Below are 26293 nucleotides of genomic sequence, written 5' to 3'. Positions count from 1 at the left end.
GTCACAGGAAGGTGCGGCCCTCGCCCCGGTAGGTGGGGACCTCGTCGACGACCTCGTCGCCGTCGATGAGGTGGAGGGTGGCGAAGCGTTCGCACAGCTCGCCGGCCTTGGCGTGGCGGAACCAGACGCGGTCGCCGAGGCGGAGGTCTTCGGCGGGCTGGCCGATGAGCGGGGTCTGGACTTCGCCGGCGCCTTCACGGGAGTCGTAGCGCAGGCCGCAGGGCAGGTAGGGCTGGGGGAGCCGGTCGGGTCCGGGCGCGCCGGAGGCGGCGTAGCCGCCGCCGAGGACGGTGACGACGCCGGGGGCGGGGCGGCGGACGACGGGCAGGGCGAAGAGGGCGGCGGGGCGGCCGGTGAAGCCGCGGTAGAAGTCGAACAGGCGCGGATGGTAGAAGCCGGACCCGGCGGTGAGTTCGGTGACGGCCTTCTCGCGGGCGGTGGTGGCGAGGCTGCCGGTGCCGCCGCCGTTGACGAATTCGAGGTCGGCGAGCTGGCGGACGGCCTGGACGACGCGGCCTCTGCGGAGGATGAGCTCGCGGCGGGAGCGGGCCTGCATCCAGCGGATGGCGCGGCCGGTGAGGGGGTGGCCGGGCGGGGCGTCGCCGACCCCGGCGATCTGGGCCTCGTAGGCCATGAGGCCGGTGAGGCGGAGGCCGGGGCGTTTGGCGATGTCGGCGGCGAGGTCGGCGGCCTGGTCGGTGTCGCGGACGGGCGAGCGGAGGGCTCCGGCGCGCAGGCGGCCGCCGAGGGCGGTGTAGCCGGCGTCGACGTCGAGGCAGAGGCGGATCTCGTGGCGGTCGCGCAGGCCGGCGGTGGCGGTCTCGATGAGGTCGAGGTGCTCGGTGCGGTCGACCATGAGGGTGATCTCGCGGGCGGCTCGGGGGTCGGCGGCGAGGCGGGCGACGGCGGCGCGGTCGGCGGTGGGGTAGGCGACGAGGAGGTCGCGCAGGCCGGTGGAGGCGAGCCAGAGGGCTTCGGGCAGGGTGTAGGCCATGACGCCGGCGTAGCCGTCCATGGCGAGGATGCGGTGGAGGACGGGGCGGCAGCGGACGGACTTGCTGGCGACGCGGATGGGTTTGCCGCGGGCGCGCCGGGTCATGTCGGCGGCGTTGGCGCGCAGCGCGGCGAGGTCGAGGACGGCGAACGGGGGTTCGAGGTGCGCGGTGGCCCGGTCGTAGCGCTGACGGTCGTCCATGAGGGCAGGATAACTCCGCCCGATCATACGTGAGTAGGTCTCATGTTAACCGGCCGCAGGTAAATTCTTCCTCCGGATCCGGCCTGGAATCGCGTGGGCCGGTGCGTCGTGCCGTACCGGGGCGGGGGCGGGCGTCGTAGACCTGGCCGGGTGATGACTACTCTCCAGGAGATCCTGGCGGGCCCGGGGGGCACGCCGGAGACGCCCGAGGCGCCGCGTCCGCAGGCGGGCGGACGCAGGGCGGCGCGGCTGCTGCGGCCGAGCCGGGGTCCGGCGGGCGCGGTGGTCGCGCTGGCGGCATCGGTGGTGCTGCCGGCGCTGGCGGCGGGCACGGTGGCGCTGCTGTCCGGGTCGCCCGCGGCGGTGGCGGTGTACGGCGGGCTCGCGGCGGGACCGGGCGCGTCGGCCTGGTCGGATCCGGTGGTGCTGGGAGCGGCGCTGGGCATGGTGGCGGTGGGCGCGGCGCTGGTGGCGGTCGCGGTGGTGCCGGGCCGCCCGCGGCTGGTGCCGTTGGAGACGGGTGACCCGCTGGCGGTGATGGGCCTGACCCGGTCGGGGCTGCGCCGTACGCTGCGGGCGGCGGCGGAGTCGGTGGACGGGGTGGCCCGGGCCCGGGTGCGGCTGGGACGCGGCGGGGTGGAGATCCTGGTGGCCGCGGAGACGGACGGGACCGGGCGGCTGCTGCGCCGGGTGGGCGCGGTGGTCGGGGACCGGCTGGCCGGTCTGGGCGCGGTGTGCGGCGACGAGGTCGTGGTGCGGTTGCGCGGGCGGGGGACCCGGTGAGGCCGTCCCCGGCGGGTACGGGCGGGGGACCCGGCGGAGGCGTCCCGGGCGGGCTGCGGAAGAGGGGGACCCGGTGAGGGCGTATCTGGGCAATCGCATCGGTCTGACCGTCACCGGGCTGGTGCTGGCGGGGGCGGGGGCGTACGGCGCGCTGCGCGGGCTGGGGCGGGTCCCGGGGCACGCGGCGGAGGCGCCGGTGCTGGACCCGGGGCTTCCGGCGCGGCTGGCGGAGGACCCCGGGGCGGGATGGCTGGCGGCGCTAGTACTTGTAGTACTGGGGCTTGTCGCGGTCCGCTGGCTGCTGCGGTCCCTGGGCTGGGGACGGCGGGGCCGGCGCAGCGAGACCGGGATCGCGATGCTGGGCGTCGCGCTTAAAGAAGTCGAAGGGCTGAGCCGGGTCCGCGTCAGGACGGTGGAGGGGGACCGGATCCGCATCGGGGTGTGCTGCGGGCCCGCGACCGATGTCGGCGAGCTCGTGGCGCGGGTGAACGAGGACGCCGTCGACCGGGTGCGGCGGGCGGTAGGGGACGACGCGCTGGGGGTCTCCGTCCGGGTGCACGTCCGCCGTCGCTGAGGCCCGCCGGACGGCCCCGGCCGGAGACTCCGCGGGATCTCCGGGCTCCGCGAAGGGGGCGCCGGGGACGTCGGGTCGGGCGGTCGCGGGGTCGCGTCGGCCGAAGGCCAGCCCGGCGGCCAGACAGGCCAGGGGCACGGCGGGCACCGTGTGGCGGTGGTCGAAGGCCGCGGTGAACTGCGGCAGCGCGATCAGGGTGACGGCCGCGGCCCAGGGCAGGAGCAGGGTGCCGCCGAGGTGTCGGCGGCGGGTCAGGACGCCGATCAGGCCGATGGCGAGGACGACCCCGAGGAAGGGCCCGCGCAGGAAGCCGTGCTCCTGGTAGGCGCGCAGCCGGCTCGCGTGGGGGTCGACGAGGCGGAGCTCGCCGGGGTCGCCCTGGTAGGCGGCGGCGAGGTCGGCGGCGGTGCGGCCGCCGGAGGCGGGGGCGTCGGGCAGGGAGGCGGCGGCGTCGGGGAAGGCGTGGGCGCTCTGGTCCGGCTCGCCGGGCCGGGCGTGCCGGTCCCAGTCGAAGACATGGGCGAGGTCGGTGAGCCCGGTGCGCAGGAAGTCGGCGGGCTGGGCCCTGACGGCCTGCAGGGCGAAGGCGCCGGCGAGGGCGTCGCGTTCAGCGGGGGCGGCCTGGAGGGTGTTCAGCGGTGAGTCGCCGTCCGTGAGGTAGGCGGAGGGCGGTCTGCGCCGGCCGAGCGGTTCGGCGGGGCAGAGGGCGGCCTCGGGGCCGGCGGGCCTGATCAGGGCGCAGTCGGCGAAGGTCGTCGTGCGGGCCCAGAGGTGGGCGGCGCCGCGGGTCAGGCCGTGGTCGCCGGACCCGGTCATGAGCCAGGCGGCGTACGCGCCGAGGGTGAGGGCGGCGGCCGCGGCGGTGGCGGTGACGGCTCTCCACCCGGCGCGGCGGAGGGCCGGGCAGACGAGGGCGAGGGCGATCAGCGGCAGGGCGACGGCGCGGGTGGCGACGGCCGCGGCCAGGAGGGCCCCGGCGAGCAGGGCGGCCCGGACGGACGGGCGGCGGTTCCACAGCAGCAGGGTGAGGGCGAGCACGACGAGGAACTGGAAGAGCGCGTCCGGCGCGACGAGGTGCTCGAACCGGATCTGGTGGGCGTCGAGCAGGGCGGGCAGCGCGGCGAGGGCGGCGCCCCAGCCGGGGAGCCGGGCCAGGCGGTGCAGGAGGAGGTAGACGCAGCAGGCGGTGGCGAGGCCGAGCAGGTGCTGGGCGACGACCACGGTCTGCACGCTCTGCAGCGGGCTCAGCAGCCGCAGGAAGAGGGGGTAGCCGGCGGGGTGCTGCGCGCGGGAGGTGAGGGCGGCGTCGAGGTGGGCGAAGGAACCGGGCCAGGACCACAGGGCGGGGCGGTGACCGAGCACGGTCAGGACCCGCAGGCCGACGGCCGCCGACAGCGCGGTCAGGAACGGCCCGTGGGTGCGCAGGAAGCGGCCCGCCGGTCGGGCTTCCGTCGTCACACGACCTCCCCGGCCTTTCCTGGCCCTCACGACCAGGATGACCACGATAGTCCCCGGACGGGGCGGTCTCGTCCGCGATGACGAACTTCACAGTGCTCGGGGGTGGTCGCGGTATCCGCCCGCATATGTTCATGATCCAGCTGTTCGCCTCGGTATTTGATCTTGTCTTCCCCGGCATCCATCGGTGTGCCCGAGTGTCCGCCCGGAGCCCGGAGCCCGGAGGCCTGCCTGCGCGTCCGGGTGCCCGTCTGCGCGTCCGGGTGCCCGTCTGCGCGTCCGGGCGCCCGGACGGCGTCAGCACTCGATGACATTGACGGCCAGGCCGCCGCGGCTGGTCTCCTTGTACTTGTCGAGCATGTCGCGGCCGGTGTCGCGCATGGTCTTGATGGCCTTGTCGAGGGCGACGAAGTGCCGACCGTCGCCGCGCAGCGCGATGCGGGCGGCGGTGATGGCCTTGATGGAGGCGACGGCGTTGCGCTCGATGCACGGGATCTGGACCAGGCCGCCGATGGGGTCGCAGGTCAGGCCGAGGTTGTGCTCGATGCCGATCTCGGCGGCGTTCTCCACCTGCTCGGGGGTGCCGCCGAGCACCTCGGTGAGCCCGGCGGCGGCCATCGAGCAGGCCGAGCCGACCTCGCCCTGGCAGCCGACCTCGGCGCCGGAGATGGAGGCGTTCTCCTTGAACAGCACGCCGATGGCTCCGGCGGTGAGCAGGAAGCGGACGACGCCGTCGTCGTCCGCCCCGCCGCCGGACCAGCCACCGGACCAGCCACCGGACCAGCCACCGGACCCGCCGCCGGACCCGCTGCCTGCTCTGCCGTCCGGCCGGCCGTCCGCCCCGTCGGCCCTGCGGACGAAGCGGTCGTAGTAGGTGAGGACGGCGGGGACGATGCCGGCGGCGCCGTTGGTGGGAGCGGTGACGATGCGCCCGCCGGCGGCGTTCTCCTCGTTGACGGCGAGGGCGAACAGGGAGACCCAGTCCATCGTCTGCAGGGGGTCGCCACCGGGGTCCTCGGCCTGCAGCTGCCGGTGGAGCTGGTGGGCGCGCCTGCGGACCTTGAGGCCGCCGGGGAGCATGCCCTCCTTGGCGATGCCGCGCCGTACGCACTCGGACATGACGCGCCACAGGTCGAGCAGGCGGGTGCGGATCTCGTCCTCGGTGCGGCCGAAGGCCTTCTCGTTCTCCAGCATCAGGCCGGAGATGGACAGGCCCGTCTCGCGGCACCGGGCGAGCAGTTCGGCGGCGGTGGTGAAGGGGTGCGGCAGTTCGGTGTCGTCGGCCTTGATGCGGTCGGCGCCGGTGGCGTTCTCGTCGACGACGAAGCCGCCGCCGACGGAGTAGTAGACCTTCTCGCGGAGCGTCTCGCCGCTCTCGTCGAAGGCGGTGAAGCGCATGCCGTTGGGGTGGCCGGGCAGGGAGATCTTCCGTTCGAAGACGAGGTCCTCGCCGACGGCGAAGGGGATCTCGCGGGAGCCGTACAGCCGGATGGTCCCGGAGGACCTCATGGCGGCCAGCCGTTCGTCGACGGTGTCGACGTCGACGAGCTCGGGTTTCTCCCCGGACAGGCCGAGCAGGACGGCCTTGTCGCTGCCGTGGCCCTTTCCGGTCAGGCCGAGGGAGCCGTACAGCACGGCCCGGACGCGGGCGGTCTTGTCCAGCAGGCCGTCGCGGTCGAGGCCGCGGGCGAAACGGTGCGCGGCGGCCATCGGCCCGCCGGTGTGGGAGCTGGAGGGGCCGATGCCGATTTTGAAGAGGTCGAAGACGCTGATCGCCACTGATCGGTCCTTACGTCACCGTGATCGCGCGCATCGGGCGGCGCGCGCGATCACGGCACAAGAGAGATGTCAGGATTCGCCGGAGGTGAGGGCGGTGTACTCCTCGGCGGAGAGCAGGTCGGCGGCCTCGCCGTCGAGGCGGACGCGGAACAGCCAGCCCTCGCCGTAGGGGTCGCTGTTGATCAGGGAGGGGTCGTCGACGACGGCGGCGTTGACCTCGACGACCTCGCCGCCGACGGGGGCGTAGATGTCGCTGACCGACTTGGTCGACTCGACCTCGCCGACCGCGTCGCCGGCGGCGACGGTCACGCCGACCTCGGGGACCTGCACGTAGACCACGTCACCGAGGGACTCGGAGGCGTAGGCGGTGATGCCCACGGTGAGGGTCAGGCCGTCGTCGACGCCCGCGACCCACTCGTGCTCCTTGGTGTAGTGCAGTTCGGTGGGAATGCTGCTCACTTGTTCCTCCTGTAGAAAGGCAGGTCGACGACCTCGACCGGCTCGTGGCGGCCCCGGATGTCCACCGCCAGCTCCTGCCCCGTCGCGGCGGTGTCCACGTAGGCCATGGCGATGGGCCGGCCGAGCGACTGCGAGGGGGCCCCGCTGGTGACCTCGCCGACGACCGTGCTCCCGCCGCCGGTCAGGACCACCGGATAGCCGCGGCGGGGCACGCGACGCCCAGCCGCGACCAGGCCCGTCAGGCGGCGGGCCGGGGAGACGTCCTTGAGGGGTTCGAGGGCCGCCCGGCCGACGAAGTCGCCCGGTTTGTCAAACTTCACCACACGGCCGAGGCCGGCGTCGAACGGGGTGACGGCGGTGGACAGCTCGTTGCCGTACAGCGGCATGCCCGCCTCCAGGCGGAGGGTGTCGCGGGCGGACAGGCCGGCGGGGCACAGGCCGTGCGGTGCGCCGGCCTCGGTGAGCGCGGTCCACAGCGGTTCGGCGTCGTCGCCTGCGACGAACAGCTCGAACCCGTCCTCGCCGGTGTAGCCGGTGCGGGCGATGAGCGCCCGGCGGCCGGCGACGGTGGCGGGCAGTCCGGCGTAGTACTTCAGGCCGTCGAGGTCGGCGTCGGTGAGCGCGGCCAGGATCTCCTGGGACCGGGGGCCCTGGACGGCGACGAGCGCGTACTGCTCGGAGCGGTCCTCGACGACGGCGTCGAAGCCCTTGGCCCGCTCGGTGAGCCTGGCGGCGACGGCGGGGTAGTTGGAGGCGTTGGCGACGACCATGAACTCCTCGGGCGCGAGGCGGTAGACGATCAGGTCGTCCAGCACGCCGCCGCGGGAGTTGACGATCATGGTGTAGCGGGCGCGGCCGGGCTCCAGTACGGACAGGTGGCCGACGAGCGCGTAGTCGAGGGCGTGGCCGGCCTGGGGGCCGGTCACGAAGATCTCGCCCATGTGGGACAGGTCGAACAGGCCCGCGGCCCGGCGGACCGCGTTGTGCTCGGCGGACTCGCTGCCGTAGCGCAGCGGCATGAGCCAGCCCGCGAAGTCGGTCAGGGTCGCGCCGAGAGACGTGTGGACGCCGCGCAGTGGCGTGGGTCGGGGCATGGTCGCACCTCAGGCATGGGTCGGATGAGAGCATCCTCCCCCTCTGTCATGGGTGCCTGAGAGTTTCGCCCGGTTTTTACCGGACTTTCACCTTCGGCGAGGCCTCGGGGCCTGCTTTCCAGAGGGCACCTACCCGCACGGTCCTTTGCCTTGAGAGGTTCGCGGGGAGGGCTTGCTCCTTCAGGGGTCCTGGCCTGGGTGTCAGGACGCTCTCCCGCACGGGGTTCACATCGGTGTCGCGGCCAGCCTAACGGCCCGGGACCGCCGAGCGAAATCCCCGGGCGGGATCGGCCGCGGGATCATCGAGGGTCCACCGGCGGGCTCATCGGCGGGCTCATCGGCGGGTTCACCGGCGGGCGCGGTCGACGAGGGCGGCGAGGAGGGCGCACTCGTCGTCGGCCTCGGGGTGCCACTGGACCGCCAGGGCGAAGGGGTGGCCCGCCAGCTCCACGGCCTCGACGGTGCCGTCCTCGCTCCGCGCGGTCACGGCCAGGCCGTCGCCCAGACGGTCGGCGGCCTGGTGGTGGTAGTGGGCCACGTCGACGGTCGCGGCGGTCTCCACGGTCCCGGCGGTTGCGGTGGTCTCCACGGTCCCGGCGGTTCCGGCGGTCGCGGCGGTCGCGGCGCCGAGGATCGCCGCGGCGCGGCTGCCGGGCGTGAGCCGTACCGGCATGCGGCCGAAGCGGCCGGGGGCCGGGGAGTGGCCGGAGTGGCCGACCACGTCGGGCAGGTGCTGGTGGAGGGTGCCGCCCAGGACCGTGTTGAGGACCTGCAGGCCCCGGCAGATCCCCAGCAGGGGCAATCCCCTTCCGAGGGCGGCGGCGGCCAGCCGCAGCTCGAAGTCGTCGCGGGCCCTGTGGACGCCTCCGGTCCGCTCGTGGGGCGCCTGGCCGTACCGGGCCGGGTCGACGTCGCCGCCCCCGGCCAGGACCAGCCCGTCCAGGCGGCCGAGCAGCCCGGCGGGGTCGCCCGCCGGGGGCAGGATCACCGGCTGGCCGCCCGCCCGGACCACGTGGTCGACGTAGCCGTACGGCAGCAGCGCCGCGGCCGTCTCCCAGACGGTGAAGCGCGCCGGCTCGATGTAGCAGGTGACGCCGATGACGGGGCGGGACACGGCTACAGCGGGGTGACGTAGGCGCCGGAGATGCCGCCGTCGACCAGGAACTGCGAGGCGGTGACGAAGCTCGCGTCGTCGGAGGCCAGGAACGCCACCGCGGCGGCGATCTCGGTGGCCTCGGCGAACCGGCCGAGCGGGATGTGCACCAGGCGGCGCTGCGCCCGCTCGGGGTCCTTGGCGAACAATTCCTGCAGCAGCGGCGTGTTCACCGGCCCCGGGCACAGGGCGTTGACCCGGATGCCCTCGCGGGCGAACTGCACGCCCAGCTCCCGCGACATCGCCAGCACGCCGCCCTTGGACGCGGTGTAGGAGATCTGACTGGTGGCCGAGCCCATCACCGCGACGAACGACGCGGTGTTGACGATCGATCCCTTGCCCCGCCGCCGCATGTGCGGGATGACGTGCTTGCAGCACAGGTAGACGCCGGTGAGGTTGACCTCCTGGACCCGGCGCCAGGCGTCCAGGCCGGTGTCCAGGATGGAGTCGTCGTCGGGCGGGGAGATGCCGGCGTTGTTGAAGGCGATGTCCACGCCGCCGTAGGCGTCGGCCGCCTCCTGGTACATCCGGATCACGTCGCCCTCGTCGGCGACGTCGGCGCGCACGAACAGGCCGCCCACCTCGGCGGCGGCCTGCGCGCCGGCGCTCTCGTCGACGTCGGCGCAGACCACCTTCGCGCCCTCCTGGGCGAACCGGCGCGCGGTGGCCAGCCCGATCCCGCTCCCCGCCCCGGTGATGACGGCCACCCGGTCCCGCAGGCGCTGCATCGGTCCTCCCTGCATCAATCCTCCGAAATGAAGACGTTCTTGGTCTCGGTGAAGGCGGACAGGGCGTCGGCCCCCAGCTCGCGGCCGAGCCCGGACTGCTTGAACCCGCCGAACGGCGTCCAGTAGCGCACCGACGCGTGGGAGTTGACGGAGAGGTTGCCGGCCTCGACGGCGCGGGCCGTGCGCAGCGCCCGCCCCACGTCGCGGGTCCAGATCGAGCCGCTGAGGCCGTAGCGGGTGTCGTTGGCGATCCGTACGGCGTCGGCCTCGTCGTCGAACGGGACGACCGCCACCACCGGGCCGAAGATCTCCTCGGTGAACGCCGGGTCGGTGACCTCGGGCGTCAGGACCGTGGGCGGGAACCAGAAGCCGGGCCCGGACGGGCAGGAGCCCTGCAGGTAGGGAGCGCCGGTGACGAAGGAGGCGACCTTCTCCCGGTGGGCGGCGCTGATCAGCGGCCCCATCTCGGTGTCGGCGGCGCGCGGGTCGCCGACCTTGACCGCGAGCACCGCCTCCGCCAGCAGGCCGAGGAACTCGTCGTGGACGGAGCGCTCCACCAGGATGCGGGAGCGGGCGCAGCAGTCCTGGCCGGCGTTGTCGAAGACCGCGTACGGCGCGGTGGCGGCGGCTCTGGCCAGGTCGGCGTCGGCGAAGACGATGTTGGCGCTCTTGCCGCCCAGCTCCAGGGTGAGCCGTTTGACCCGCCGGGCGCACACGGCGGCGATCTCCTTGCCGACCTCGGTCGAGCCGGTGAACACGATCTTCGCGACGTCCGGGTGCTCGACCAGCCGGGCGCCGGCGGTCTCCCCCTCGCCGGGCACGACCTGGAGCACGCCCTCGGGCAGGCCGGCGTCCAGCGCCAGCTCGGCCAGGCGCAGCGCGGTCAGCGGCGTCTGCTCGGCGGGTTTGACGATCACCGTGTTGCCCGCCGCCAGCGCCGGGGCGGCGCCCCAGGTCATGACGACCATGGGGAAGTTCCACGGCACGATCACCCCGACGACGCCCAGGGGCTCGGCGAAGGTGACGTCCCAGCCGCCGGGCACCGGGATCTGCCGGCCGTGCTCGCGCTCGGGCGCGCCGGCGTAGAAGTCCAGCACGTCGCGGACGTTTTCCGCCTCCCAGCGGGCGTTGCCGGCGGGGTGCCCGGCGTTGGCGGTCTCCAGGGCGGCCAGCTCGGCCGTGTGGGAGTCGACCAGCGCCGCGAACCGGCGCAGCAGCCGGGCGCGGTCGCCGGGCGTGACCCGCCGCCACGAGGGGAAGGCGGCCCTGGCGCGCTCCACCGCCCGGTCCACCTCGGCGGCGTCGGCGGACCCGACCTCGGCGATGACCTCCTCGGTCGCCGGATTGACGATCTCCATGCTCACATCCGTTCGAATCCGCGCCTCAGCTCCCAGTCGGTGACGGCCGCGTCGAAGGCGGCCAGCTCGACCCGGGCGGCGTTGGCGTAGTGCGCCACGACCTCCTCGCCGAAGGCGCCGCGGGCGAGCGCGGAGCCCTCCCACAGGGCCAGGGCGTCGCGCAGCGTGCCCGGCACCGTCGCGGACTCCGCGGCGTAGGCGTTGCCCGTGAACGGCTCGCCCGGCTCCAGCCCCTCGTCGACGCCGTGCAGCCCGGCCGCGACCATCGCGGCGACCGCCAGGTAGGGGTTGACGTCACCGCCGGGCACCCGGTTCTCGATCCGCAGCGCCGTCCCGTGCCCGCCGACCAGGCGCAGCGCGCAGGTCCGGTTGTCCACGCCCCACCGCACGGCGGTGGGGGCGAAGCTGCCCGGCGCGTACCGCTTGTAGGAGTTGACGTTCGGCGCGTAGAGCAGGGTGAACTCCCGCAGGCAGGCGAGCTGTCCGGCGATGAAGCGCCGCCCGGTCTCCGACAGCCCGTACGGCCCCGGCCCGGCCATGACCGGCTCGCCGTCCTCGGAGCGCAGCGACAGGTGGATGTGGCAGGAGTTGCCCTCGCGCGCGTTCGGCTTGGCCATGAAGGTCAGCGACACGCCCTCCTGGGCGGCGATCTCCTTGGCCCCGTTCTTGTAGACCGCGTGGTGGTCGCAGGTGGTCAGGGCGTCGGTGTAGCGGAAGGCGATCTCGTGCTGGCCGAGGTTGCACTCGCCCTTGGCCGACTCGACGTACATCCCGGCGCCCTCCATGCCGAGCCGGATCCGGCGCAGCAGCGGCTCGATCCGGGCGGTGCCCAGCAGGGAGTAGTCGACGTTGTAGAGGTTGGCCGGGGTCAGGTCGCGGTAGCCGCGGCGCCAGGCGTCCTCGTAGGTGTCGCGGTAGACGACGAACTCCAGCTCGGTGCCGGCGAACGCGCCCCAGCCGCGCTCGGCCAGCCGGGCGAGCTGGCGGCGCAGGATCTGCCGGGGCGAGGCGGCGACGTCGGAGCCGTCCTCCCAGACCAGGTCGGCCAGGAGCAGGGCGGTGCCCTCCTGCCAGGGCACGCGGCGCAGGGTGGACAGGTCGGGTCGCATCACGAAGTCCCCGTACCCGCTGTCCCACGACGACATGGCGTAGCCGTCCACGGTGTTCATGTCGACGTCCACCGCCAGCAGGTAGCTGCAGCCCTCGGCGGCGTGCTCGGCGACCTCCTCCAGGAAGTAGCGCGCCGACAGCCGCTTGCCCTGCAGGCGGCCCTGCATGTCGGTGACCGCGAGCAGCACCGTGTCGATCCGCCCGGCCGCCACCTCGCCGCGCAGCTCGCTGAGGTCCACGCGCCCTCCTCGCCGGAGTTTCATTGGGCTAGTGTCAGACCATTGATGTGCACCGAGGATGGGGTTGTCAAGAGCCGGAGGTGATGTTTGGACGAGTCGCGACTGACGACGGTGCTGCGGCCGGTGCGGTCGGGCAACGCCTTCGAGGAGACGGTGGAGCGGCTGCTCCAGGCCGTCAAGCTCGGGCTCGTCGTGGACAAGCTCCCGCCCGAGCGGGAGCTCGCCGCCCGGCTGGGGATCAGCCGGGTCACGCTGCGCGAGGCCATCCGCGCGCTCGCCGAGGCGGGCTACCTGGAGGTGCGCCGGGGCCGGTACGGCGGCGCGTTCGTCACCTACGCCCCGCCTGCGCCCCGGCAGGAGGACCTGCGCCGGGCCGTGGCCGACATGGGCCCCGGCCACCTGGCCGACGCGCTCACCTTCCGGACGGCCGTCGAGTGCGGCGCCGCCCAGGTGCTGGCCACCGCCGATCCGGCCGGGCCGTGGCGCGAGACGCTCCGCAGGCGCCTGGCGGAGGTCGGCTCCGCCGGACCCGGTGACTACCGCCGGCTGGACACCGCCTTCCACCTGTCGATCGCCGAGCTGACCGGCTCCCCGCTGCTCGCCGCGGCCTGCGCCGACGCGCGGCTGCGGGTCGCCGACCTGCTCAACGCGATCCCGGTGCTCCAGCGCAACATCGCGCACGCCGCCGTCCAGCACGAGGCGATCGTCGCGGCGATCCTGGCGGGTGACCCCGAGGCCGCCCGCCGCGCCGTGACCGAGCACCTGGAGGGCACGGCGGCGCTCCTGCGGGGGTTCCTGGCATAACCTGGACGGACTGTGGGGGAGTGGTTCCATCAACGGATCATCGAGACAGGACGGCTGCCGCTGTTCTGCTTCTTCGTCGCGCTGATCGTCGCCTTCGTGTTCACCCGCGTCAACGTCCGGCTCATCCGGGCACGGGTCGGCTGGTTCCGCAACGTCAGCGTCGGGGAGATGCACATCCACCACGTGGTGTTCGGCGTGGTGCTCACCCTGCTGAGCGGAGTGGCGGGGCTGCTCGTGTCGGGCGTCTCCGACACCTGGTACGCCGTGACGGCCGCGCTCTTCGGCGTCGGCGCGGCCCTGATCCTGGACGAGTTCGCGCTGATCCTGCACCTGCACGACGTCTACTGGGAGGAGGAGGGCCGCACCTCCGTCGACGCCGTGTTCGTCGCGGTGGCGGTCACCGGCCTGCTCCTGCTCGGCCTGCGCCCGCTGGGCTGGGAGGACTCCGGCCAGACCCCGCAGGGCCCCTGGACGGCGGTCGGCCTCATCGTCGCCAACCTCCTGCTCGCGGTCGTCACCCTGCTCAAGGGCAAGATCTGGACCGGCCTGGTCGGCCTGTTCGTCCCGGTCCTGCTGATCGTCGGCGCCCTGCGGCTGGCCCGCCCCGGCTCGCCCTGGGCCCACTGGTTCTACGCCTCCGCCGCGCGCCGTCCCCGGCCCGGACTGATGTCCCGCGCGGTGCGGCGGGAGAAGCGCTGGCGCCGTCCGGTCATCCAGGCCAAGATCGCCTTTCAGGAGTTCGTCTCCGGCCGCCACGACCTGCCCTCCACCCGGCTGCGCACCCGGCGCTGAATCCCCGGTCCGGTGGGCATGCTGGAGTCATGAACGCGTTCACACCCGGCACATCCGGCCCGGCTCCGGACGAGGTCCGGGACGAAGCGGCGGGCGAGGCTCCGGACGAGGCCGTCGGGTCGATGATGCGCGCCCTGCACGAGCGCGGCCTCGCCCGCGACGTCGCCGCCGTCGCGGGCGTCGCGGAGTCGTACGGATTCCGCGAGCTGGAGCGCCTCGGCCGGCTCCACACCGGTGATTTCTCGCCGGCCGAGCTGATGATGCGGTTGGAATTCGTCGATCTGATCGCCGACGAGGACTTCGAGGTGTGCGGGGCGGACACCGGCCGGATCAGGGAGATCCGGCTGTTCGCCACGGCCTGGGTGGAGGACATCAAGCTCCGCCGGGCCGAGGAAGGTGATGCCGACTACGACTTCGACGTTCCTGACATCGACTGATGGAGGGCGGGGACGAACGGGATCCTGAAAGTCCGTCTCCACCGGACCGAGTTGTCTATAATTATGTACATGACCGTTCTTCCTTTGGCTGACGCCCGAGCCCGGTTGTCAGGCATCGTCGAGTCCGCCGTGAGCACGCACGAGAGATTCGAAATCACACGTAACGGGGTGCCCGCTGCGGTACTGATGGCGGCCGACGACTACGAGACGATGCGTGAAATGATCGAAATCCTCGCCTCCTCCGAGACCGTGGCGGCGATCCGTGAAGGGCTCGCCGACCTGGAGGCCGGACGCACCCACTCCCAGGCCGAGGTAGAGGCTGAGCTCCGTCGGGCCGGCCGGTTGTGAGTGAGCGATACGAACTTCACCTCACCCGCAGAGCCAGGCAGGACCTCGCCGAACGGCTACCGGCCAAGGTGGTGCCCGCCGTCTGGGAGTTCATCACCGGGCCGCTGCTGGACAATCCTCGCCGGGTGGGTAAGCCGCTGGACGAGCCCCTCGCCCCGCAGTGGTCCGCACGACGCGGGGAGTATCGCGTGCTGTATCTGATCGACGACGATCGAATCGTGGTCCAAGTGGTCACCATCCAGCACCGGGCGGATGCCTACCGATCGCATTAGCGATCCATGTGAGCCGGTGGCAGACGATCGGCGTTCTCGCCGCTCACGCCGGGGAGAGCGGCAGGGGCATGAGCGCTGCCCGGAACCCGCTCGAGAGCGCATGGTCGAGCGGGTCCCGGGTAGGCGGTCGCCCAGTCTGACGAAGGAGTGAGCCTCGTGGAGAAGTTCGGTCTGCGTGAACTGAAGGCCCGCACCAAGCGCCTGCTGGGCAGGAGCACCGGGAACCGCCGGCTGGCCGCCGAGGGGCGGACCGAGGAGGCCGAGGCGAAGCTGCTGCGGACCCAGGAGGAGATCCTGGAGACCGTGGCCGAGGCGCGCCGCGAGCACGCCGCCCGCCGCGCCCACTGACGCCGCACGGCTTTCAACGGCCCTGGGCCAGGTCCAGGAGGAGCGCGGTCTCGGTGTCGTGACGGCCGCGGGCCAGCCGGGACGCCGCGACGGCGACCGCCAGCGCCCTGCACCAGGCCAGGACGCGGCCGGTGTCCAGGCCGAGCCGGGCGGCGGTCTCCTGCGCGCGCGCCGCGCCGCCGCCGAGGACCCAGTCGACGGCGTCGAAGGCCGGATCGCCCACGCTGGGGCGGGGGTCGATGACGACCAGGCCGCGCTCCCCGCCAGCGCTCCGGCCCCTTCGTCGGCGTCGATCAGCCGGACGACGCATGCTCTGCCCGCCCAGGCCCGCAGGGCGAGGGCCTCGGCGGTGCAGATCTCCGGTTCCGGGGTCAGCTTGAGGAAGGCGGCCGAGCCGTCCGCCCGCCGTACCCGGAAGGTGCGCGAGGTGCTCCCGTGCGGGACGGCCCCGGTGACCTCCAGGTCCCACCGCGCGGCGAGCCGCTCGACGAGCGCGGGCAGGGCGGCCAGCCAGCCGCGCACTCCGGGCCCGAACCGGGCCGCCAGGCGGGCTTCGGCGTCCGGCCCGGTGGTCGGTCCGGTGATGGGCTCGATGATGGGCCCGGTGTCCGGTGCGGAGTCCGGCGGGCTGTCCGGTGCGGTGTCCGGTGCGGCGTTCGACATGATCTGAGTCTGCCATTCACGTCAACCTCTGTTGACGCCGCTCGTGCCGTCAACCTATGTTGACCGTGTCGCCTTTGGCTGGCGAAGGGCGACTTTGGTCTATGGAAACGGGCGGAACGCTCGGGGAGACGGCATGCGCGGTAGACAGGAAGGGCGGCGGCCGGAGGCCGGCCACGCCGGTGCGGAAGGGATGAGGGTGGCCGAGACCGAGGAGACCAAGAGGACCGGGGAGCCCGGAGCAGGAGGGAAGGCCGTGCCGGTCGGCGGGGCCGGGCGGACCGGGTCGTGGCGGCTGCTGCTGGGCTACGTCCGGCCGTACCGGGGGGTGCTCGCGTTCGGCGGGGTGCTCAGCCTGGTCAGCTCGCTGGCCGGGCTGGCGATGCCGCTGCTGGCCAAGACGGTGATCGACGCGTTCGGCGAGCAGAGGTCCCTGGCCGGGCCGGTGGTCGGGCTGACGGCCGCGGTGCTGCTGGGCGCGGTCATCGGCGCGTTCGGCAGGTACGTGCTGGAGCGCATGGGCGAGGGCATCGTCTTCTCCGCCCGGCGCAACCTGGTGGACCGGATGCTCCGGCTGCGGGTCTCCGAGGTGGACCGGCTCAAGCCGGGCGACCTGCTCTCCCGGGTCACCTCCGACACCACCCTGCTGCGCGCGGTGTTCACCGACGGGATCGTCGAGTCGGTCAGCGCGGTGTTCATGCTGGTGGGCGCGATCGTGATGATGGCGCTGATGGACGGGTTCCTGCTGCTGGTCACGCTGGTGATCCTGGTCCTGGTGGGCGGGCTGGTGGGACTGGTCATGCCGCGCATCCAGCGGGCCTCGGTCGAGGCGCAGGCCTCGGTGGGGGAGATGGGCGCGGTGCTCGACCGGGTGCTGCAGGCGTTCCGCACGGTCAAGGCCAGCGGCGCCGAGGACCGGGAGATCGCGGCGGTGGGGGAGGCGGCCCGCGAGGCCCGGGACCGGGGCGTCGCGGTCGCCTGGTGGACCTCGATGGCGGGCATCTCCGCGTGGGTCGCCGCGCAGCTGGCCTTCGTCGCGGTGCTCGGCATCGGCGGGGCGCGGGTCGCCTCCGGCGCGCTGGAGGTGTCGTCGCTGATCGCCTTCCTGCTCTACCTGTTCTACCTGGTCGCGCCGGTCGGCCAGCTCGTCCAGGGGGCCACCCAGGTGCAGGGCGGCCTGGCGGCGGTGCGCCGGATCCGGGAGGTCGAGGAGCTCCCCGTCGAGGAGCCGGCCGCGCCCCGGGAGCCCCGGGACGCGGAGGCGGGCGCGGGCCCGGGGACCGGTGCGGCTCCCGCAGGAGCGGCCCGCCCCGCGGCCGGGTCCGCCGCCGGGTCCGCCGCAGAGCCGGGCGGGCGGACGGCGCCCGCCGGGGTGGTGTTCGAGAACGTGGCCTTCCGCTACGGCGACGACCGCCCGGTGGTCCACCACGACGTGTCCTTCGAGGTCCCGGCGGGCGGGATGACCGCGCTGGTCGGTCCGTCGGGGGCGGGCAAGTCCACCGTGTTCGCCCTGCTGGAGCGGTTCTACGACCACCGGGCCGGGACGATCGCCGTCGACGGCCGCGACGTCCGGCAGTGGCCGCTGGCCGAACTGCGGGCCGCGCTGGGCTATGTGGAGCAGGACGCGCCGGTGCTGGACGGCACGCTCCGGGAGAACCTCGTCTTCGCCGCCCCGGACGTGACGGAGGCGGAGCTGCGCCGGGTGCTCGGGCTGACCCGCCTGGAGGACCTGGTCGCCCGGTTCCCCGAGGGGCTGGAGACCAGGGTGGGCCACCGCGGCGTCATGCTCTCCGGAGGGGAGCGCCAGCGGGTGGCCATCGCGCGGGCGCTGCTGCGCCGCCCCCGGCTGCTCCTGCTGGACGAGGCCACCTCCCAGCTCGACGCGGTCAACGAGCTGCGCCTGCGGGAGGTGATCGCCGAGGTCGCGCGGGAGACGACCGTGCTGGTGATCGCGCACCGGCTGTCGACGGTGACCCGCGCCGAGCGGATCGTGGTGATGGAGGCGGGCCGGGTCAGGGCCGCCGGCACGCACGAGGAACTGCTCGCCGGGGACGCCCTGTACCGGGAGCTCGCGGCGACCCAGTTCCTGGTCGCCGCCGAGGACCTCACCGAGGACGTCACCCAGGACGTCACCGAGGACGTCACCGAGGACGTCACCGAGGGCGCGGCCGTGTCCGCCGCTGGAGACGTCGCCGTGGAGGGCGCGGCCGTACCCGGCGGGGAGGGCGGCAAGGAGGCCGTCTCCGTAGACTCCTGACAAAGCCTCGGCCCTGATGGGGCCTGACTTGGGAAAATAGTGCTAAAAGTCGGTTTTTTCGGGTGAGGTCGGGCATCCCGCCTCCTACGGAGTCTCTCCTCCGTTCAGGGCGCCCGCGGGCGCCCGCCGCGCCGATCCCCCGGGCCCGTCCGTGCGGGGCGGGTCCGGGACGGTGGCCGGCAGTGAGAAGGCACCCCGGGGAGTCCCTCCCCGGGGTGCTTCCTTTCCCGGGTCGATCCGCGGCCGGTCGACCCGCGGCCCCCGGGTTGACCCGTGGCCGGTGAGTGACAAATATGAATGCGTTCATTCATGCCATGAGGGAGGCTCGGCCATGACCGGCAGCCGGACCGTCCGCGCGCCGCGCGGCACCACGCTCACCGCCAGGGGGTGGCCGCAGGAGGCGGCGCTGCGCATGCTCCAGAACAACCTGGACCCCGAGGTGGCCGAGCATCCGGAGCAGCTCGTCGTCTACGGCGGCTCGGGCAGGGCGGCCCGCGACTGGCGCTCTTTCGACGCGATCGCCCGCACGCTCACCACCCTGGAGGGCGACGAGACGCTGCTGGTGCAGTCCGGCCGCCCGGTCGGCGTCTTCCGCACCCACGAGTGGGCGCCCCGGGTGCTCATCGCCAACTCCAACCTGGTGCCCGACTGGGCGAACTGGGAGGAGTTCCGCCGCCTGGAGGCCGCGGGCCTGACCATGTACGGGCAGATGACCGCCGGGTCATGGATCTACATCGGCACCCAGGGCATCCTGCAGGGCACCTACGAGACCTTCGCCGCCGTGGCCGCCAAGCGGTTCGGCGGTTCCCTGACCGGGACGATCACGCTGACCGCCGGGCTCGGCGGCATGGGCGGCGCCCAGCCGCTGGCCGTCACCATGAACGGCGGCGTGGCGATCTGCGTCGACTGCGACCCGCGCAGCATCGAGCGGCGGATCGAGCACCGCTACCTCGACGTGCGCGCCGCCGACCTCGACGAGGCGCTCCGGCTCGCCTACGAGGCCCGCGACCAGCGGCGCCCGCTCAGCATCGGCGCCGAGGCCAACGCCGCCGAGGCCGTGCCCGAGCTGCTCCGCCGGGGCGCCGAGATCGACGTCGTCACCGACCAGACGTCGGCCCACGACCCGCTGATGTACCTGCCGCTCGGCGTGGCCTTCGCCGACATGGCCGCCGAGCGGGACAAGGACCCGGCCGCCTTCACCGCGCGGGCGCGCGAGTCGATGGCCCGGCACGTGGAGGCCATGGTCGGCTTCGCCGACGCGGGCGCCGAGGTCTTCGACTACGGCAACTCGATCCGCGGCGAGGCGAAGCTGGCGGGGTACGGCCGCGCGTTCGATTTCCCCGGCTTCGTGCCGGCCTACATCCGGCCGCTGTTCTGCGAGGGCAAGGGCCCGTTCCGCTGGGCCGCGCTGTCGGGGAACCCGGCGGACATCGCCAGGACCGACCGGGCGATCCTGGAGCTGTTCCCCGACAACGAGCCGCTGGCCCGCTGGATCCGGATGGCCGGGGAGCGGGTGCGCTTCCAGGGGCTGCCCGCCCGCATCTGCTGGCTCGGGTACGGCGAGCGCCACCTGGCCGGGGAGCGGTTCAACGACATGGTGGCCTCCGGCGAGATCGAGGCCCCGCTGGTGATCGGCCGCGACCACCTGGACTGCGGCTCCGTGGCGAGCCCGTACCGCGAGACCGAGGCGATGCTCGACGGCTCCGACGCGATCGCCGACTGGCCGCTGCTGAACGCCATGCTCAACGTGGCCTCGGGGGCCGCCTGGGTCTCCATCCACCACGGCGGCGGCGTCGGCATCGGCCGGTCGGTCCACGCCGGCCAGGTCACCGTCGCCGACGGCACGGCGCTCGGCGCGGAGAAGCTCCGCCGGGTCCTGGTCAACGACCCGGGCACGGGCGTGATCCGCCACGTCGACGCCGGTTACGAGGAGGCCGCCGCGGTCGCGGACGAGCGCGGCGTCCGGGTGCCGATGCGCGAGCCGTCGTCGGCCCGGGACTGACGGCGGCGCCGAGGGGACACGGGGAACCCGGGGAATGGCCGCGGGATCCGGCCGGTTGGAGGGGGCGTGGGCGACGGACTCGATCGACTTCTGGAGGGCCGGAGGCTCTCGCCGGCGCAGCGGCGGATCGCACGCTACCTGGACGGCCACCTCGCGGAGGCGATCTTCCTGTCGAGTGTGGAGCTGGCGGACCGGGCCGGGGTGAGCCAGCCGTCGGTGACCAGGTTCGCCGCCGCGCTCGGCTTCGCCGGCTACCCCGAGCTCCGGCAGGCGCTGCGCCCCCTCGTCGTCGGCGGGAACGGCACGGGCGGACCCCTCCCGGGCTCCGCTTCCCCCGACGGCGCCCCCTCCGGGGACTCCTCCGGGGTCTCCTCCGGCGGCGGAGGGAGCCGGGCCGGGGGCGCCCCGCGCAACGGCCTGCAGGCCGCGATCGACGCGGAGGTCGGCAACCTCCGGGCGATCCGGGAGGGGCTGGCCGACCCGTCGGCCGTCACGGAGCTGGGCGCCGTGCTGGCCGGGTGCGAGCCGCTGCCGGTGCTGGGGCTGCGCGTCTCCAGCGGCCTGGCCACCACGTTCGCCTACTACGCCCGCCGGATCCACCCGGACGTGCGGCTGCTGGTCCACGGCGGGTCGGAGCTGGCCGACGGGCTGCACGCCGCCCGCCGGGCGGGGGCGGCCTGGCTGCTCGCGGTGGTGCTGCCGCGCTACCCGGCCGAGGCCGTGCGGGCGCTGGCGGACGCCCGCGGGCTCGGCCTGCGGACGGCCGTGATCACCGACCGGCCGGACGCGCCGTTCGAGGCGGACGTGGTCCTGGCCGCGCCGGTGGGCGAGCGGCTGGTGTTCGACTCGCACGCGGCGCCGCTCGCCCTGGCCATGGTGCTGGTGGAGGCCATGGCGGACGCGGCGCCGCTGCGCACCCAGGCCCGGCTGGAGGAGTACGAGCGCATGACCGACCAGGCGGGGGTCTTCGTCTGCTGACCCCCGGGCGGGCGCGTCCGGTTCCCGGGCGGCGGCCGGGTGTCCGCCCCGCCGCCCTCGGAACGACCGTCGGGAGCGGGGCGGACCGGCCGGGTCAGGCCGCCGGGAGGGGGGTCAGCCGGCCAGCTTCCGCAGGGAGCGGACCGACCAGGTCAGGGTGAGCACGCCCAGGACCAGGAAGAGGCCGAAGGCGATCGGGATGGTGGTGTCGGAGTAGTCCCCGGCGAACATGGCACGGCCGGCCTCGACCGCGTGGTAGAGCGGGTTGAACCGCGCCGCGGTCTGCATCCAGTCGGGGGCGACCGACATCGGCAGCATCAGGCCGGACAGCAGCATCAGCGGGAGCAGGAAGAACTGCACGATCTGCGACATACCGTTCTCGTCGCGCACCGCGAGCGCCAGGCCGTACGACAGGTTGGCGGCGAACAGGCCGGTCACCGCCATGAGCAGCAGCATGAGGCCGATCGCGGGCAGGCCGATCCGCAGGCCCATCAGCGCGGCCACGCCCAGGATGACCAGTGACTGCAGGACCAGCATGATCATGTCCTTGGCCACCCGGCCGAGGATGATCGCGGGCCGCCAGGCCTGGCTGACGGCGAGCCGCTCCAGCACCCCGTTGCGGGTCTCGTTGATCATGCCGAACCCGGCGAACATCGACCCGAACAGGGCGATCATCATCAGCGCGGCCGGGGTGAACACGACCAGCGCCTCCTCCAGCGTGCCGTTCGGGGTGATGCTGGTCAGCAGCGGGGCGAACAGCAGCAGGTACAGGACGGGCTGCATGATGCCGAGGATGGGCCAGGCCGGGTTGCGGCGGAGGGTCCCGAGCTCGTGGCCCAGGAACAGCATGGTGTGGCGGAACATCGGGGGGTCGTTCCTCTCGGGGTCAGGCGGCGTCGCGCAGGGAGCGGCCGGTGTGCTTCAGGAAGACGTCGTCGAGCGTGGCCCGGTCGAGGGCGATGGACCGGATGGCCAGACCGCCGGCCTCCAGGGCGCGCAGCAGCGCCGGCAGGTTGTGCTCGCCGTCGTCGAGGTAGGCCCGCAGGGACCCGCCCTCCTCCTGGGTCTCCTTGATGTACGGCTCGGCGTCCAGCAGGGCGCGGGCCGCGGCCAGGTCGTCGAGCCGGAGGGTGACGACGTCGCCGGCGACCTCCTTCTTGAGCTCGGCCGCGGTGCCCTCGGCGACGATCCGGCCGTGGTCGACGATGACCAGGCGGTCGCAGAGCGCGTCGGCCTCGTCCAGGTAGTGGGTGGTCAGCAGGACGCTGGTGCCCTGGTCGCGCAGCGCGCGGATCTCGTCCCAGAGGTTGGCGCGGTTCTGCGGGTCGAGGCCGGTGGTGGGCTCGTCCAGGAAGACCAGCGGCGGCCGGTTGACCAGCCCGATGGCCAGGCTGAAGCGCCGCTTCTGTCCGCCGGAGAGGGTCTTGACCGGCCGGTCGGCGATCTCGGCCAGGCTGAAGGCGGCCATCAGCTCGTCGGCGCGGGCCAGGGCCTGCGCGCGGGAGAGCCCGGCGATCCGCGCGGCCATGACGAGGCTCGCGCGGCCGGGGGCGTTGTCGTCGATCCCGCCGGCCTGGCCGACGTAGCCGATCTTCTCCCGGACCTTGGCGGCCTCCTTCACCACGTCGAACCCGGCCACCCGCGCGGTGCCCGAGGTGGGCACGGTGAAGGTGGCGAGCATGCGGACCGTGGTGGTCTTGCCCGCGCCGTTGGGACCGAGGCAGGCGAAGATCTCGCCTTCGCCGACGGACAGGTCGATGCCGCGCACGGCCTCGACCTCCTCCGTCCTGCCGCGCCCGCGTCTGGCGACGAAGGTCTTGCGCAGGTCGTGCGCTTCGATGATCATCTGGTCTCCGTTCACGGTGGGATGCCGAGCATGGTGCCTCTCACGGGGGGAGGGGCAACCGGTTTTCTCAGGTGTGCTCCGGACGCGCCGGGCGGGGCCGTACGGAAGGGGCGACCCCGGAGGGCTCCCCGTCTGCTCCCGCGGGCCCTCAGGGGAGTTCGCCGCGGCCGACCCTGCCGACGGCGTCCTCGATCCAGGTCAGCTGGGCCTGGAGCTGGGCCGCGTTGAGGCGGAGGGTCTCGTCGATGTGCCGGGGCGCCCCGTGGCCGCGCTTGGCCTCGATCGCCCGCCCGAGCATCTCGATCGCGGCCCGCAGCTGCACCGCCCTCGCCTTCATCGCGGCGGTCAGGTCGGCGGGGGAGAGGCGGTCCATGAAGGTCAGCGCGACCTGGAAGGGGTCCACGATGGGCTTGATCTCCCACCAGTGGCTCATCAGCCGCGCCAGGAACTCCGCCCGGCCCGCCTCGGTGATCTCGTAGAGCGTCCTGCCGCCCTTCCCCTCCTCCACGCGGTGCAGGAGGCCTTCGTCCGCCATCTTGCCGAGGCCGTGGTAGATCGAGCCGTAGGCCACGTTGGCCCAGGCGTCGGCGCCCCACATCTCCAGGCGGCGCCGTACCTCGTAGCCGTGCAGGGGTCCGTCGAGGAGCACACCGAGAAGGAGAACACGAGTGGAGGACATACTCAAGTTTTTATTCAAATTTGTGTATCTGTCAAGCGGAGGGCAAGGAGAGCGGCCCTCCACGGGCGGCGTTCCCCCGCATCCTCACTGTCAGCCCAGGAGCTCGACGTACCCGTCGGTTCCGTGCACGCGGATCCGCTGCCCGTCCCGGATCCGCCGGGTGGCCTGCTCCACGCCCACGACGGTCGGCAGGCCGTACTCCCGGGCGATCACCGCGCCGTGGGTCATCAGACCGCCCACCTCCGTCACCAGGCCCGCGATCCCGACGAACAGCGGCGACCAGCCGGGGTCCGTGAAGGCCGTGACCAGGATGTCGCCCGCTTCGAGCGCGGCCTCCGCCAGGTCGAGGACGACGCGGGCCCTTCCCTCGACGGTCCCGGCGGACACCGGCAGGCCGACCAGTGCGCCGGCCGGCGCGTCGTCGCGCCGGTACGCCCCGCTGAGGGCCTCGCCGTCCGAGGTGAGCACCCGGGGCGGGGTGAGCGCGCGGTAGGACCGGAACGCGTCCTTGCGCCGCCGGATGAGCCGCTCATCCGCCCGGCCGGTGCGCACGACGTCGCGGAACTCCTGGAACGTGAGGAAGAAGACGTCCTCCTCCTCGGCGAGCACGCCGGCCCGCACGAGGCGCCCGGCCTCCCCCATCAGGGCCTGCCTGTAGACGGAGTAGCGGCTGACGATGTCGTACTTCGGGTACTCCCGGTACCCGATGAAGGTCCGGACCCGGTCGATCATCCGCTCGGTCTCGCCGGCCTTCCGGTCCCCGTCCGGCAGGGCACGCAGGCGTGACAGCACGTCCCGCTCCTTCTCCAGAGCCTTCCGCCGCCCCTGCTCGAAGCGCCGTGCGGCGGCGCCCGGCTCGACGTTCCTGACGTGGTCGAGGAGCACGGGCACGAGCGTGGCGGGGCGCTCGCGCCAGCGCGGCCTGGTGATGTCGATCTCACCGACGCAGCGCATGCCGTACCGGTCGAGGTAGGCCTCGATGGCGTCGCGCGCCTCGGCCCCGCCCGGCAGCTCCGCCAGCCCGTCCAGGAAGCCGTCGTCCTCGACGCCCCGCAGGAACGCCACCACCTGCGGATGCGGGCGGATCACGTCGGCGAGGTCGAGCAGCGCCAGTCCCATCTCCGAGGTGACGTTGCCGGGGGCGGACAGCGTGAGGGTGTCGGCCGCGTTCCTCTCGCCCAGCCACGCGTGCAGCCTGTCGTTGAGCCACCACGTGGCCTCCATCCCCGCCCTGATCACCTGCATGCTCAGCGGATCGCCGAGGATCCGCTTGTGCTCGTCGAAGGCCGTCAGCAGGAAGTCGAACAGCGCCGGCCCGGTCTTCGTCCGGATGGCGCGCTCCAGGGCGGCGACGGAGGCCCGGCTGCGCTCCATCAGCCCGGTGACGACGGCCGGATCGGTCTCGATCGGGGCGGGCGGGCCGCCGTCCGGCGGTCCGTCGGGACCCGTGTCCGGGAGCGACGGGACGAAGCCGCGGTCGAGGACGGTCTCCAGCGCGTCCCTGGTCAGCGGATCGCCTCTCCCGACGAGGTCCAGGAGGCCGGCGCGGCCCGCGGGCGAGGCCAGGCGCGCGGTGACGTCGACGAACAGCCTCCCGCCGGCCTCGTGCATCGGCGCCATGGCCGTCAGCCGCCACATGGAGAGCCCCAGGGGCTTCATGGGGTCGGTCATCATCTGCTGATGACCGACGGAGACGTAGACGCGGTTCTCCCGGTCACCGGCCTCGGGGACGGGGACGGGGAACAGCGTCGTGACCGGCCGGCTCTGGACGATGTGGAGGCCGTCGTCGGCCAGGCACCATTCGATGTCCTGCGGACGGCCGAAGCGCGCTTCGATCCGCCGCCCGAGCCGCACGAGCCGTACGGCCTGCGCATCCGTCAGCGCCGGCCGCTCCCGCCGCGGGCCGGTCACCGCTTCCCGCGCCCCGCCGGTCGGCGGGGTGGGAACGGCACGCCGTTCGGCGGCGGGCGCCCTGGCGACGACCTCGCCGTCCCGCACCGTGAAGACGTCCGGGTCCACCAGGCCGGAGACCAGGGCCTCGCCGAGGCCGAAGCAGGCCTCCACGGTGGCGGTCCTCCGGTCGCCCGTGACGGGGTCGGCCGTGAACAGGACGCCGGACGCGCGGGGGAGGACCATCCGCTGCACGACCACGGCCATGCGGACCGCACGGTGGTCGACGCCGTTGCGCCGGCGGTAGGTCACGGCCCGCTCGGTGAACAGCGAGGCCCAGCACCGGCGGACGTGCCGGAGGACCGCCGCCGCTCCCACGACGTTCAGGTACGTGTCGTGCTGGCCGGCGAAGGAGGCCGTCGGCAGGTCCTCCGCCGTCGCGCTGGACCGGACGGCGCAGGCCGCCCGCCCGCCGAGCCGGGCGAGCGCCCGGGTGATCGCCGCCGCGAGGTCGCCCGGGATCGCGGTCCCTTCGATGGTGCCGCGGATCTGCGCGCTGAGCGTGCGGACCGCCTCCCGGTCGTCCGGGTCCAGGCGCGACAGCCGGTCGAGCAGGTCGTCGACCGGCGGCGCTTCCGCCATGATCCGCCGGAAGGCGTCCGTCGTCACGCAGAAGCCGTCCGGCACGCGGACGCCGTCGATCCGCGACAGCCCGCCCAGGTGCGCGCCCTTGCCGCCGACGAGCGCGACCTGCGTCTCGTCGACCTCGTGGAGACCCACCACGTACCGCTCGATCATTGCGACACCTCCGAGTCGCCGCAGGTTGCGGCATCGGCTGACGATTCTGCGCGGTGACCCGGGTCTTGCGGCAAGCCCCCCGGCGCGCTGTACGTTGAGAGTGGCGAGGAGGGCTCTCCTCGCTTCTCGCCTTTCGCCGCCCGGTCGAACCGGTGGGGTCCCCGCGAAGCGGTGGCGCCGCCGCCGTCAGGTCGTCGCCCGTCGGCGTGACCGCTGACGTGACCGCCGCCGTCCCCGGCGCGGATCCCCGCCGTG

Annotated in this window: 25 protein-coding genes and 2 riboswitches; of the genes, 11 read left to right on the top strand and 14 right to left on the bottom strand. The window is 73.7% G+C overall.

Annotated elements, in window-relative coordinates:
• Position 1 precedes the first annotated feature (1 nt).
• The gene (locus HS045_RS01790) at positions 2-1195 is read right to left on the bottom strand and encodes an amino acid deaminase/aldolase (RefSeq protein WP_196449423.1); all 1194 of its coding nucleotides are present in this window, start codon (positions 1193-1195) and stop codon (positions 2-4) included.
• 153 nt (positions 1196-1348) lie between these two features.
• Here HS045_RS01790 and HS045_RS01785 point away from each other — a divergent pair, with 153 nt between their 5' ends.
• A complete protein-coding gene (locus HS045_RS01785) occupies positions 1349-1978 on the top strand; it encodes a DUF6286 domain-containing protein (protein ID WP_196449422.1) in 630 nt (209 codons plus the stop codon).
• A gap of 259 nt (positions 1979-2237) precedes the next feature.
• Here the strand turns inward: HS045_RS01785 and HS045_RS01780 are convergent, their stop codons facing one another.
• From HS045_RS01780 to HS045_RS01745, 8 genes are all read right to left on the bottom strand, one after another.
• On the bottom strand, positions 2238-4010 hold the full coding sequence (locus HS045_RS01780) for a hypothetical protein (RefSeq protein ID WP_196449421.1): 1773 nt from the start codon (positions 4008-4010) through the stop codon (positions 2238-2240).
• Positions 4011-4304: 294 nt separating this feature from the next.
• A complete protein-coding gene (locus tag HS045_RS01775; RefSeq protein WP_196449420.1) occupies positions 4305-5786 on the bottom strand; it encodes an L-serine ammonia-lyase in 1482 nt (493 codons plus the stop codon).
• Positions 5787-5855: 69 nt separating this feature from the next.
• A complete protein-coding gene (gene gcvH, locus HS045_RS01770) occupies positions 5856-6245 on the bottom strand; it encodes a glycine cleavage system protein GcvH (RefSeq protein ID WP_196449419.1) in 390 nt (129 codons plus the stop codon).
• A complete protein-coding gene (gene gcvT / locus HS045_RS01765) occupies positions 6242-7339 on the bottom strand; it encodes a glycine cleavage system aminomethyltransferase GcvT (RefSeq protein WP_196449418.1) in 1098 nt (365 codons plus the stop codon). The genes gcvH and gcvT overlap by 4 nt, the downstream gene beginning before the upstream one ends.
• A 33-nt stretch (positions 7340-7372) precedes the next feature.
• Positions 7373-7467: riboswitch (glycine riboswitch) on the bottom strand.
• Positions 7468-7566: riboswitch (glycine riboswitch) on the bottom strand.
• A gap of 119 nt (positions 7567-7685) precedes the next feature.
• Positions 7686-8453: a gamma-glutamyl-gamma-aminobutyrate hydrolase family protein gene (locus tag HS045_RS01760; RefSeq protein WP_196449417.1), complete on the bottom strand. Its 768-nt coding sequence runs from the start codon at positions 8451-8453 to the stop codon at positions 7686-7688.
• Between the two features lie 2 nt (positions 8454-8455).
• The gene (locus HS045_RS01755) at positions 8456-9220 is read right to left on the bottom strand and encodes a 3-oxoacyl-ACP reductase (protein ID WP_196449416.1); all 765 of its coding nucleotides are present in this window, start codon (positions 9218-9220) and stop codon (positions 8456-8458) included.
• Between the two features lie 14 nt (positions 9221-9234).
• The gene (locus tag HS045_RS01750) at positions 9235-10578 is read right to left on the bottom strand and encodes an aldehyde dehydrogenase (RefSeq protein ID WP_196449415.1); all 1344 of its coding nucleotides are present in this window, start codon (positions 10576-10578) and stop codon (positions 9235-9237) included.
• A gap of 2 nt (positions 10579-10580) precedes the next feature.
• The gene (locus HS045_RS01745; RefSeq protein WP_196449414.1) at positions 10581-11951 is read right to left on the bottom strand and encodes a glutamine synthetase family protein; all 1371 of its coding nucleotides are present in this window, start codon (positions 11949-11951) and stop codon (positions 10581-10583) included.
• A gap of 63 nt (positions 11952-12014) precedes the next feature.
• Here HS045_RS01745 and HS045_RS01740 point away from each other — a divergent pair, with 63 nt between their 5' ends.
• The 6 genes from HS045_RS01740 to HS045_RS01715 all read left to right on the top strand — a co-directional run bounded on the left by HS045_RS01740 (position 12015) and on the right by HS045_RS01715 (position 14928).
• A complete protein-coding gene (locus tag HS045_RS01740; RefSeq protein WP_196449413.1) occupies positions 12015-12731 on the top strand; it encodes a FadR/GntR family transcriptional regulator in 717 nt (238 codons plus the stop codon).
• A gap of 12 nt (positions 12732-12743) precedes the next feature.
• Positions 12744-13523, top strand: coding sequence for a hypothetical protein (locus HS045_RS01735; RefSeq protein ID WP_196449412.1), 780 nt, complete (start codon positions 12744-12746; stop codon positions 13521-13523).
• A 29-nt stretch (positions 13524-13552) separates the two neighbouring features.
• Positions 13553-13960 carry a hypothetical protein gene (locus HS045_RS01730; RefSeq protein WP_196449411.1) on the top strand — a complete coding sequence of 136 codons (408 nt, stop codon included), beginning with the start codon at positions 13553-13555 and terminating at the stop codon, positions 13958-13960.
• A gap of 69 nt (positions 13961-14029) precedes the next feature.
• Positions 14030-14308 carry a type II toxin-antitoxin system Phd/YefM family antitoxin gene (locus HS045_RS01725; protein WP_230883389.1) on the top strand — a complete coding sequence of 93 codons (279 nt, stop codon included), beginning with the start codon at positions 14030-14032 and terminating at the stop codon, positions 14306-14308.
• On the top strand, positions 14305-14580 hold the full coding sequence (locus tag HS045_RS01720) for a type II toxin-antitoxin system RelE/ParE family toxin (RefSeq protein ID WP_196449409.1): 276 nt from the start codon (positions 14305-14307) through the stop codon (positions 14578-14580). The genes HS045_RS01725 and HS045_RS01720 overlap by 4 nt, the downstream gene beginning before the upstream one ends.
• A gap of 156 nt (positions 14581-14736) precedes the next feature.
• A complete protein-coding gene (locus tag HS045_RS01715; RefSeq protein ID WP_191895903.1) occupies positions 14737-14928 on the top strand; it encodes a hypothetical protein in 192 nt (63 codons plus the stop codon).
• A 13-nt stretch (positions 14929-14941) separates the two neighbouring features.
• On the opposite strand, the gene HS045_RS01710 is transcribed toward HS045_RS01715, so the two are convergent.
• Complete coding sequence (locus HS045_RS01710; protein WP_196449408.1) at positions 14942-15238, bottom strand: hypothetical protein; 297 nt, start codon at positions 15236-15238, stop codon at positions 14942-14944.
• Positions 15239-15379: 141 nt separating this feature from the next.
• Here HS045_RS01710 and HS045_RS34030 point away from each other — a divergent pair, with 141 nt between their 5' ends.
• The 4 genes from HS045_RS34030 to HS045_RS01690 all read left to right on the top strand — a co-directional run bounded on the left by HS045_RS34030 (position 15380) and on the right by HS045_RS01690 (position 20825).
• A complete protein-coding gene (locus HS045_RS34030) occupies positions 15380-15598 on the top strand; it encodes a hypothetical protein (RefSeq protein ID WP_230883388.1) in 219 nt (72 codons plus the stop codon).
• A gap of 126 nt (positions 15599-15724) precedes the next feature.
• Positions 15725-17845: an ABC transporter ATP-binding protein gene (locus HS045_RS35730; protein ID WP_304609578.1), complete on the top strand. Its 2121-nt coding sequence runs from the start codon at positions 15725-15727 to the stop codon at positions 17843-17845.
• A gap of 331 nt (positions 17846-18176) precedes the next feature.
• Positions 18177-19847, top strand: coding sequence for a urocanate hydratase (gene hutU, locus HS045_RS01695; RefSeq protein ID WP_196449407.1), 1671 nt, complete (start codon positions 18177-18179; stop codon positions 19845-19847).
• A 66-nt stretch (positions 19848-19913) separates the two neighbouring features.
• Positions 19914-20825 (top strand): MurR/RpiR family transcriptional regulator, encoded by a 912-nt coding sequence (locus tag HS045_RS01690; protein ID WP_307827345.1) that lies wholly within the window; start codon positions 19914-19916, stop codon positions 20823-20825.
• Positions 20826-20939: 114 nt separating this feature from the next.
• On the opposite strand, the gene HS045_RS01685 is transcribed toward HS045_RS01690, so the two are convergent.
• The 4 genes from HS045_RS01685 to rph form a co-directional block, all read right to left on the bottom strand.
• Positions 20940-21689: an ABC transporter permease gene (locus HS045_RS01685; protein WP_196449406.1), complete on the bottom strand. Its 750-nt coding sequence runs from the start codon at positions 21687-21689 to the stop codon at positions 20940-20942.
• A 22-nt stretch (positions 21690-21711) separates the two neighbouring features.
• Positions 21712-22671, bottom strand: coding sequence for an ATP-binding cassette domain-containing protein (locus tag HS045_RS01680; RefSeq protein WP_196449405.1), 960 nt, complete (start codon positions 22669-22671; stop codon positions 21712-21714).
• A gap of 148 nt (positions 22672-22819) precedes the next feature.
• Entirely contained in the window at positions 22820-23350 is a 531-nt protein-coding gene (locus tag HS045_RS01675; protein WP_196449404.1) for a PadR family transcriptional regulator, read from the bottom strand.
• A gap of 90 nt (positions 23351-23440) precedes the next feature.
• The gene (rph, locus tag HS045_RS01670) at positions 23441-26038 is read right to left on the bottom strand and encodes a rifamycin-inactivating phosphotransferase (RefSeq protein WP_196449403.1); all 2598 of its coding nucleotides are present in this window, start codon (positions 26036-26038) and stop codon (positions 23441-23443) included.
• Between the last annotated feature and the right edge of the window lie 255 nt (positions 26039-26293).

Source organism: Planomonospora sp. ID82291 (assembly GCF_015711645.1).
GTDB lineage: Bacteria > Actinomycetota > Actinomycetes > Streptosporangiales > Streptosporangiaceae > Planomonospora.
This window is presented reverse-complemented; position numbering and strand designations above follow the sequence as displayed.

Coding starts and splice junctions, on each gene's coding strand:
- HS045_RS01790 (WP_196449423.1), bottom strand. CDS start 1,195: ATGGACGACCGTCAGCGCTACGACCGGGCCACCGCGCACCTCGAACCC.
- HS045_RS01785 (WP_196449422.1), top strand. CDS start 1,349: ATGACTACTCTCCAGGAGATCCTGGCGGGCCCGGGGGGCACGCCGGAG.
- gcvT (WP_196449418.1), bottom strand. CDS start 7,339: ATGCCCCGACCCACGCCACTGCGCGGCGTCCACACGTCTCTCGGCGCG.
- HS045_RS01755 (WP_196449416.1), bottom strand. CDS start 9,220: ATGCAGCGCCTGCGGGACCGGGTGGCCGTCATCACCGGGGCGGGGAGC.
- HS045_RS01750 (WP_196449415.1), bottom strand. CDS start 10,578: ATGGAGATCGTCAATCCGGCGACCGAGGAGGTCATCGCCGAGGTCGGG.
- HS045_RS01745 (WP_196449414.1), bottom strand. CDS start 11,951: ATGAAACTCCGGCGAGGAGGGCGCGTGGACCTCAGCGAGCTGCGCGGC.
- HS045_RS01730 (WP_196449411.1), top strand. CDS start 13,553: ATGAACGCGTTCACACCCGGCACATCCGGCCCGGCTCCGGACGAGGTC.
- HS045_RS01725 (WP_230883389.1), top strand. CDS start 14,030: ATGACCGTTCTTCCTTTGGCTGACGCCCGAGCCCGGTTGTCAGGCATC.
- HS045_RS01710 (WP_196449408.1), bottom strand. CDS start 15,238: ATGCGTCGTCCGGCTGATCGACGCCGACGAAGGGGCCGGAGCGCTGGC.
- HS045_RS35730 (WP_304609578.1), top strand. CDS start 15,725: ATGCGCGGTAGACAGGAAGGGCGGCGGCCGGAGGCCGGCCACGCCGGT.
- hutU (WP_196449407.1), top strand. CDS start 18,177: ATGACCGGCAGCCGGACCGTCCGCGCGCCGCGCGGCACCACGCTCACC.
- HS045_RS01685 (WP_196449406.1), bottom strand. CDS start 21,689: ATGTTCCGCCACACCATGCTGTTCCTGGGCCACGAGCTCGGGACCCTC.
- HS045_RS01680 (WP_196449405.1), bottom strand. CDS start 22,671: ATGATCATCGAAGCGCACGACCTGCGCAAGACCTTCGTCGCCAGACGC.
- HS045_RS01675 (WP_196449404.1), bottom strand. CDS start 23,350: ATGTCCTCCACTCGTGTTCTCCTTCTCGGTGTGCTCCTCGACGGACCC.
- rph (WP_196449403.1), bottom strand. CDS start 26,038: ATGATCGAGCGGTACGTGGTGGGTCTCCACGAGGTCGACGAGACGCAG.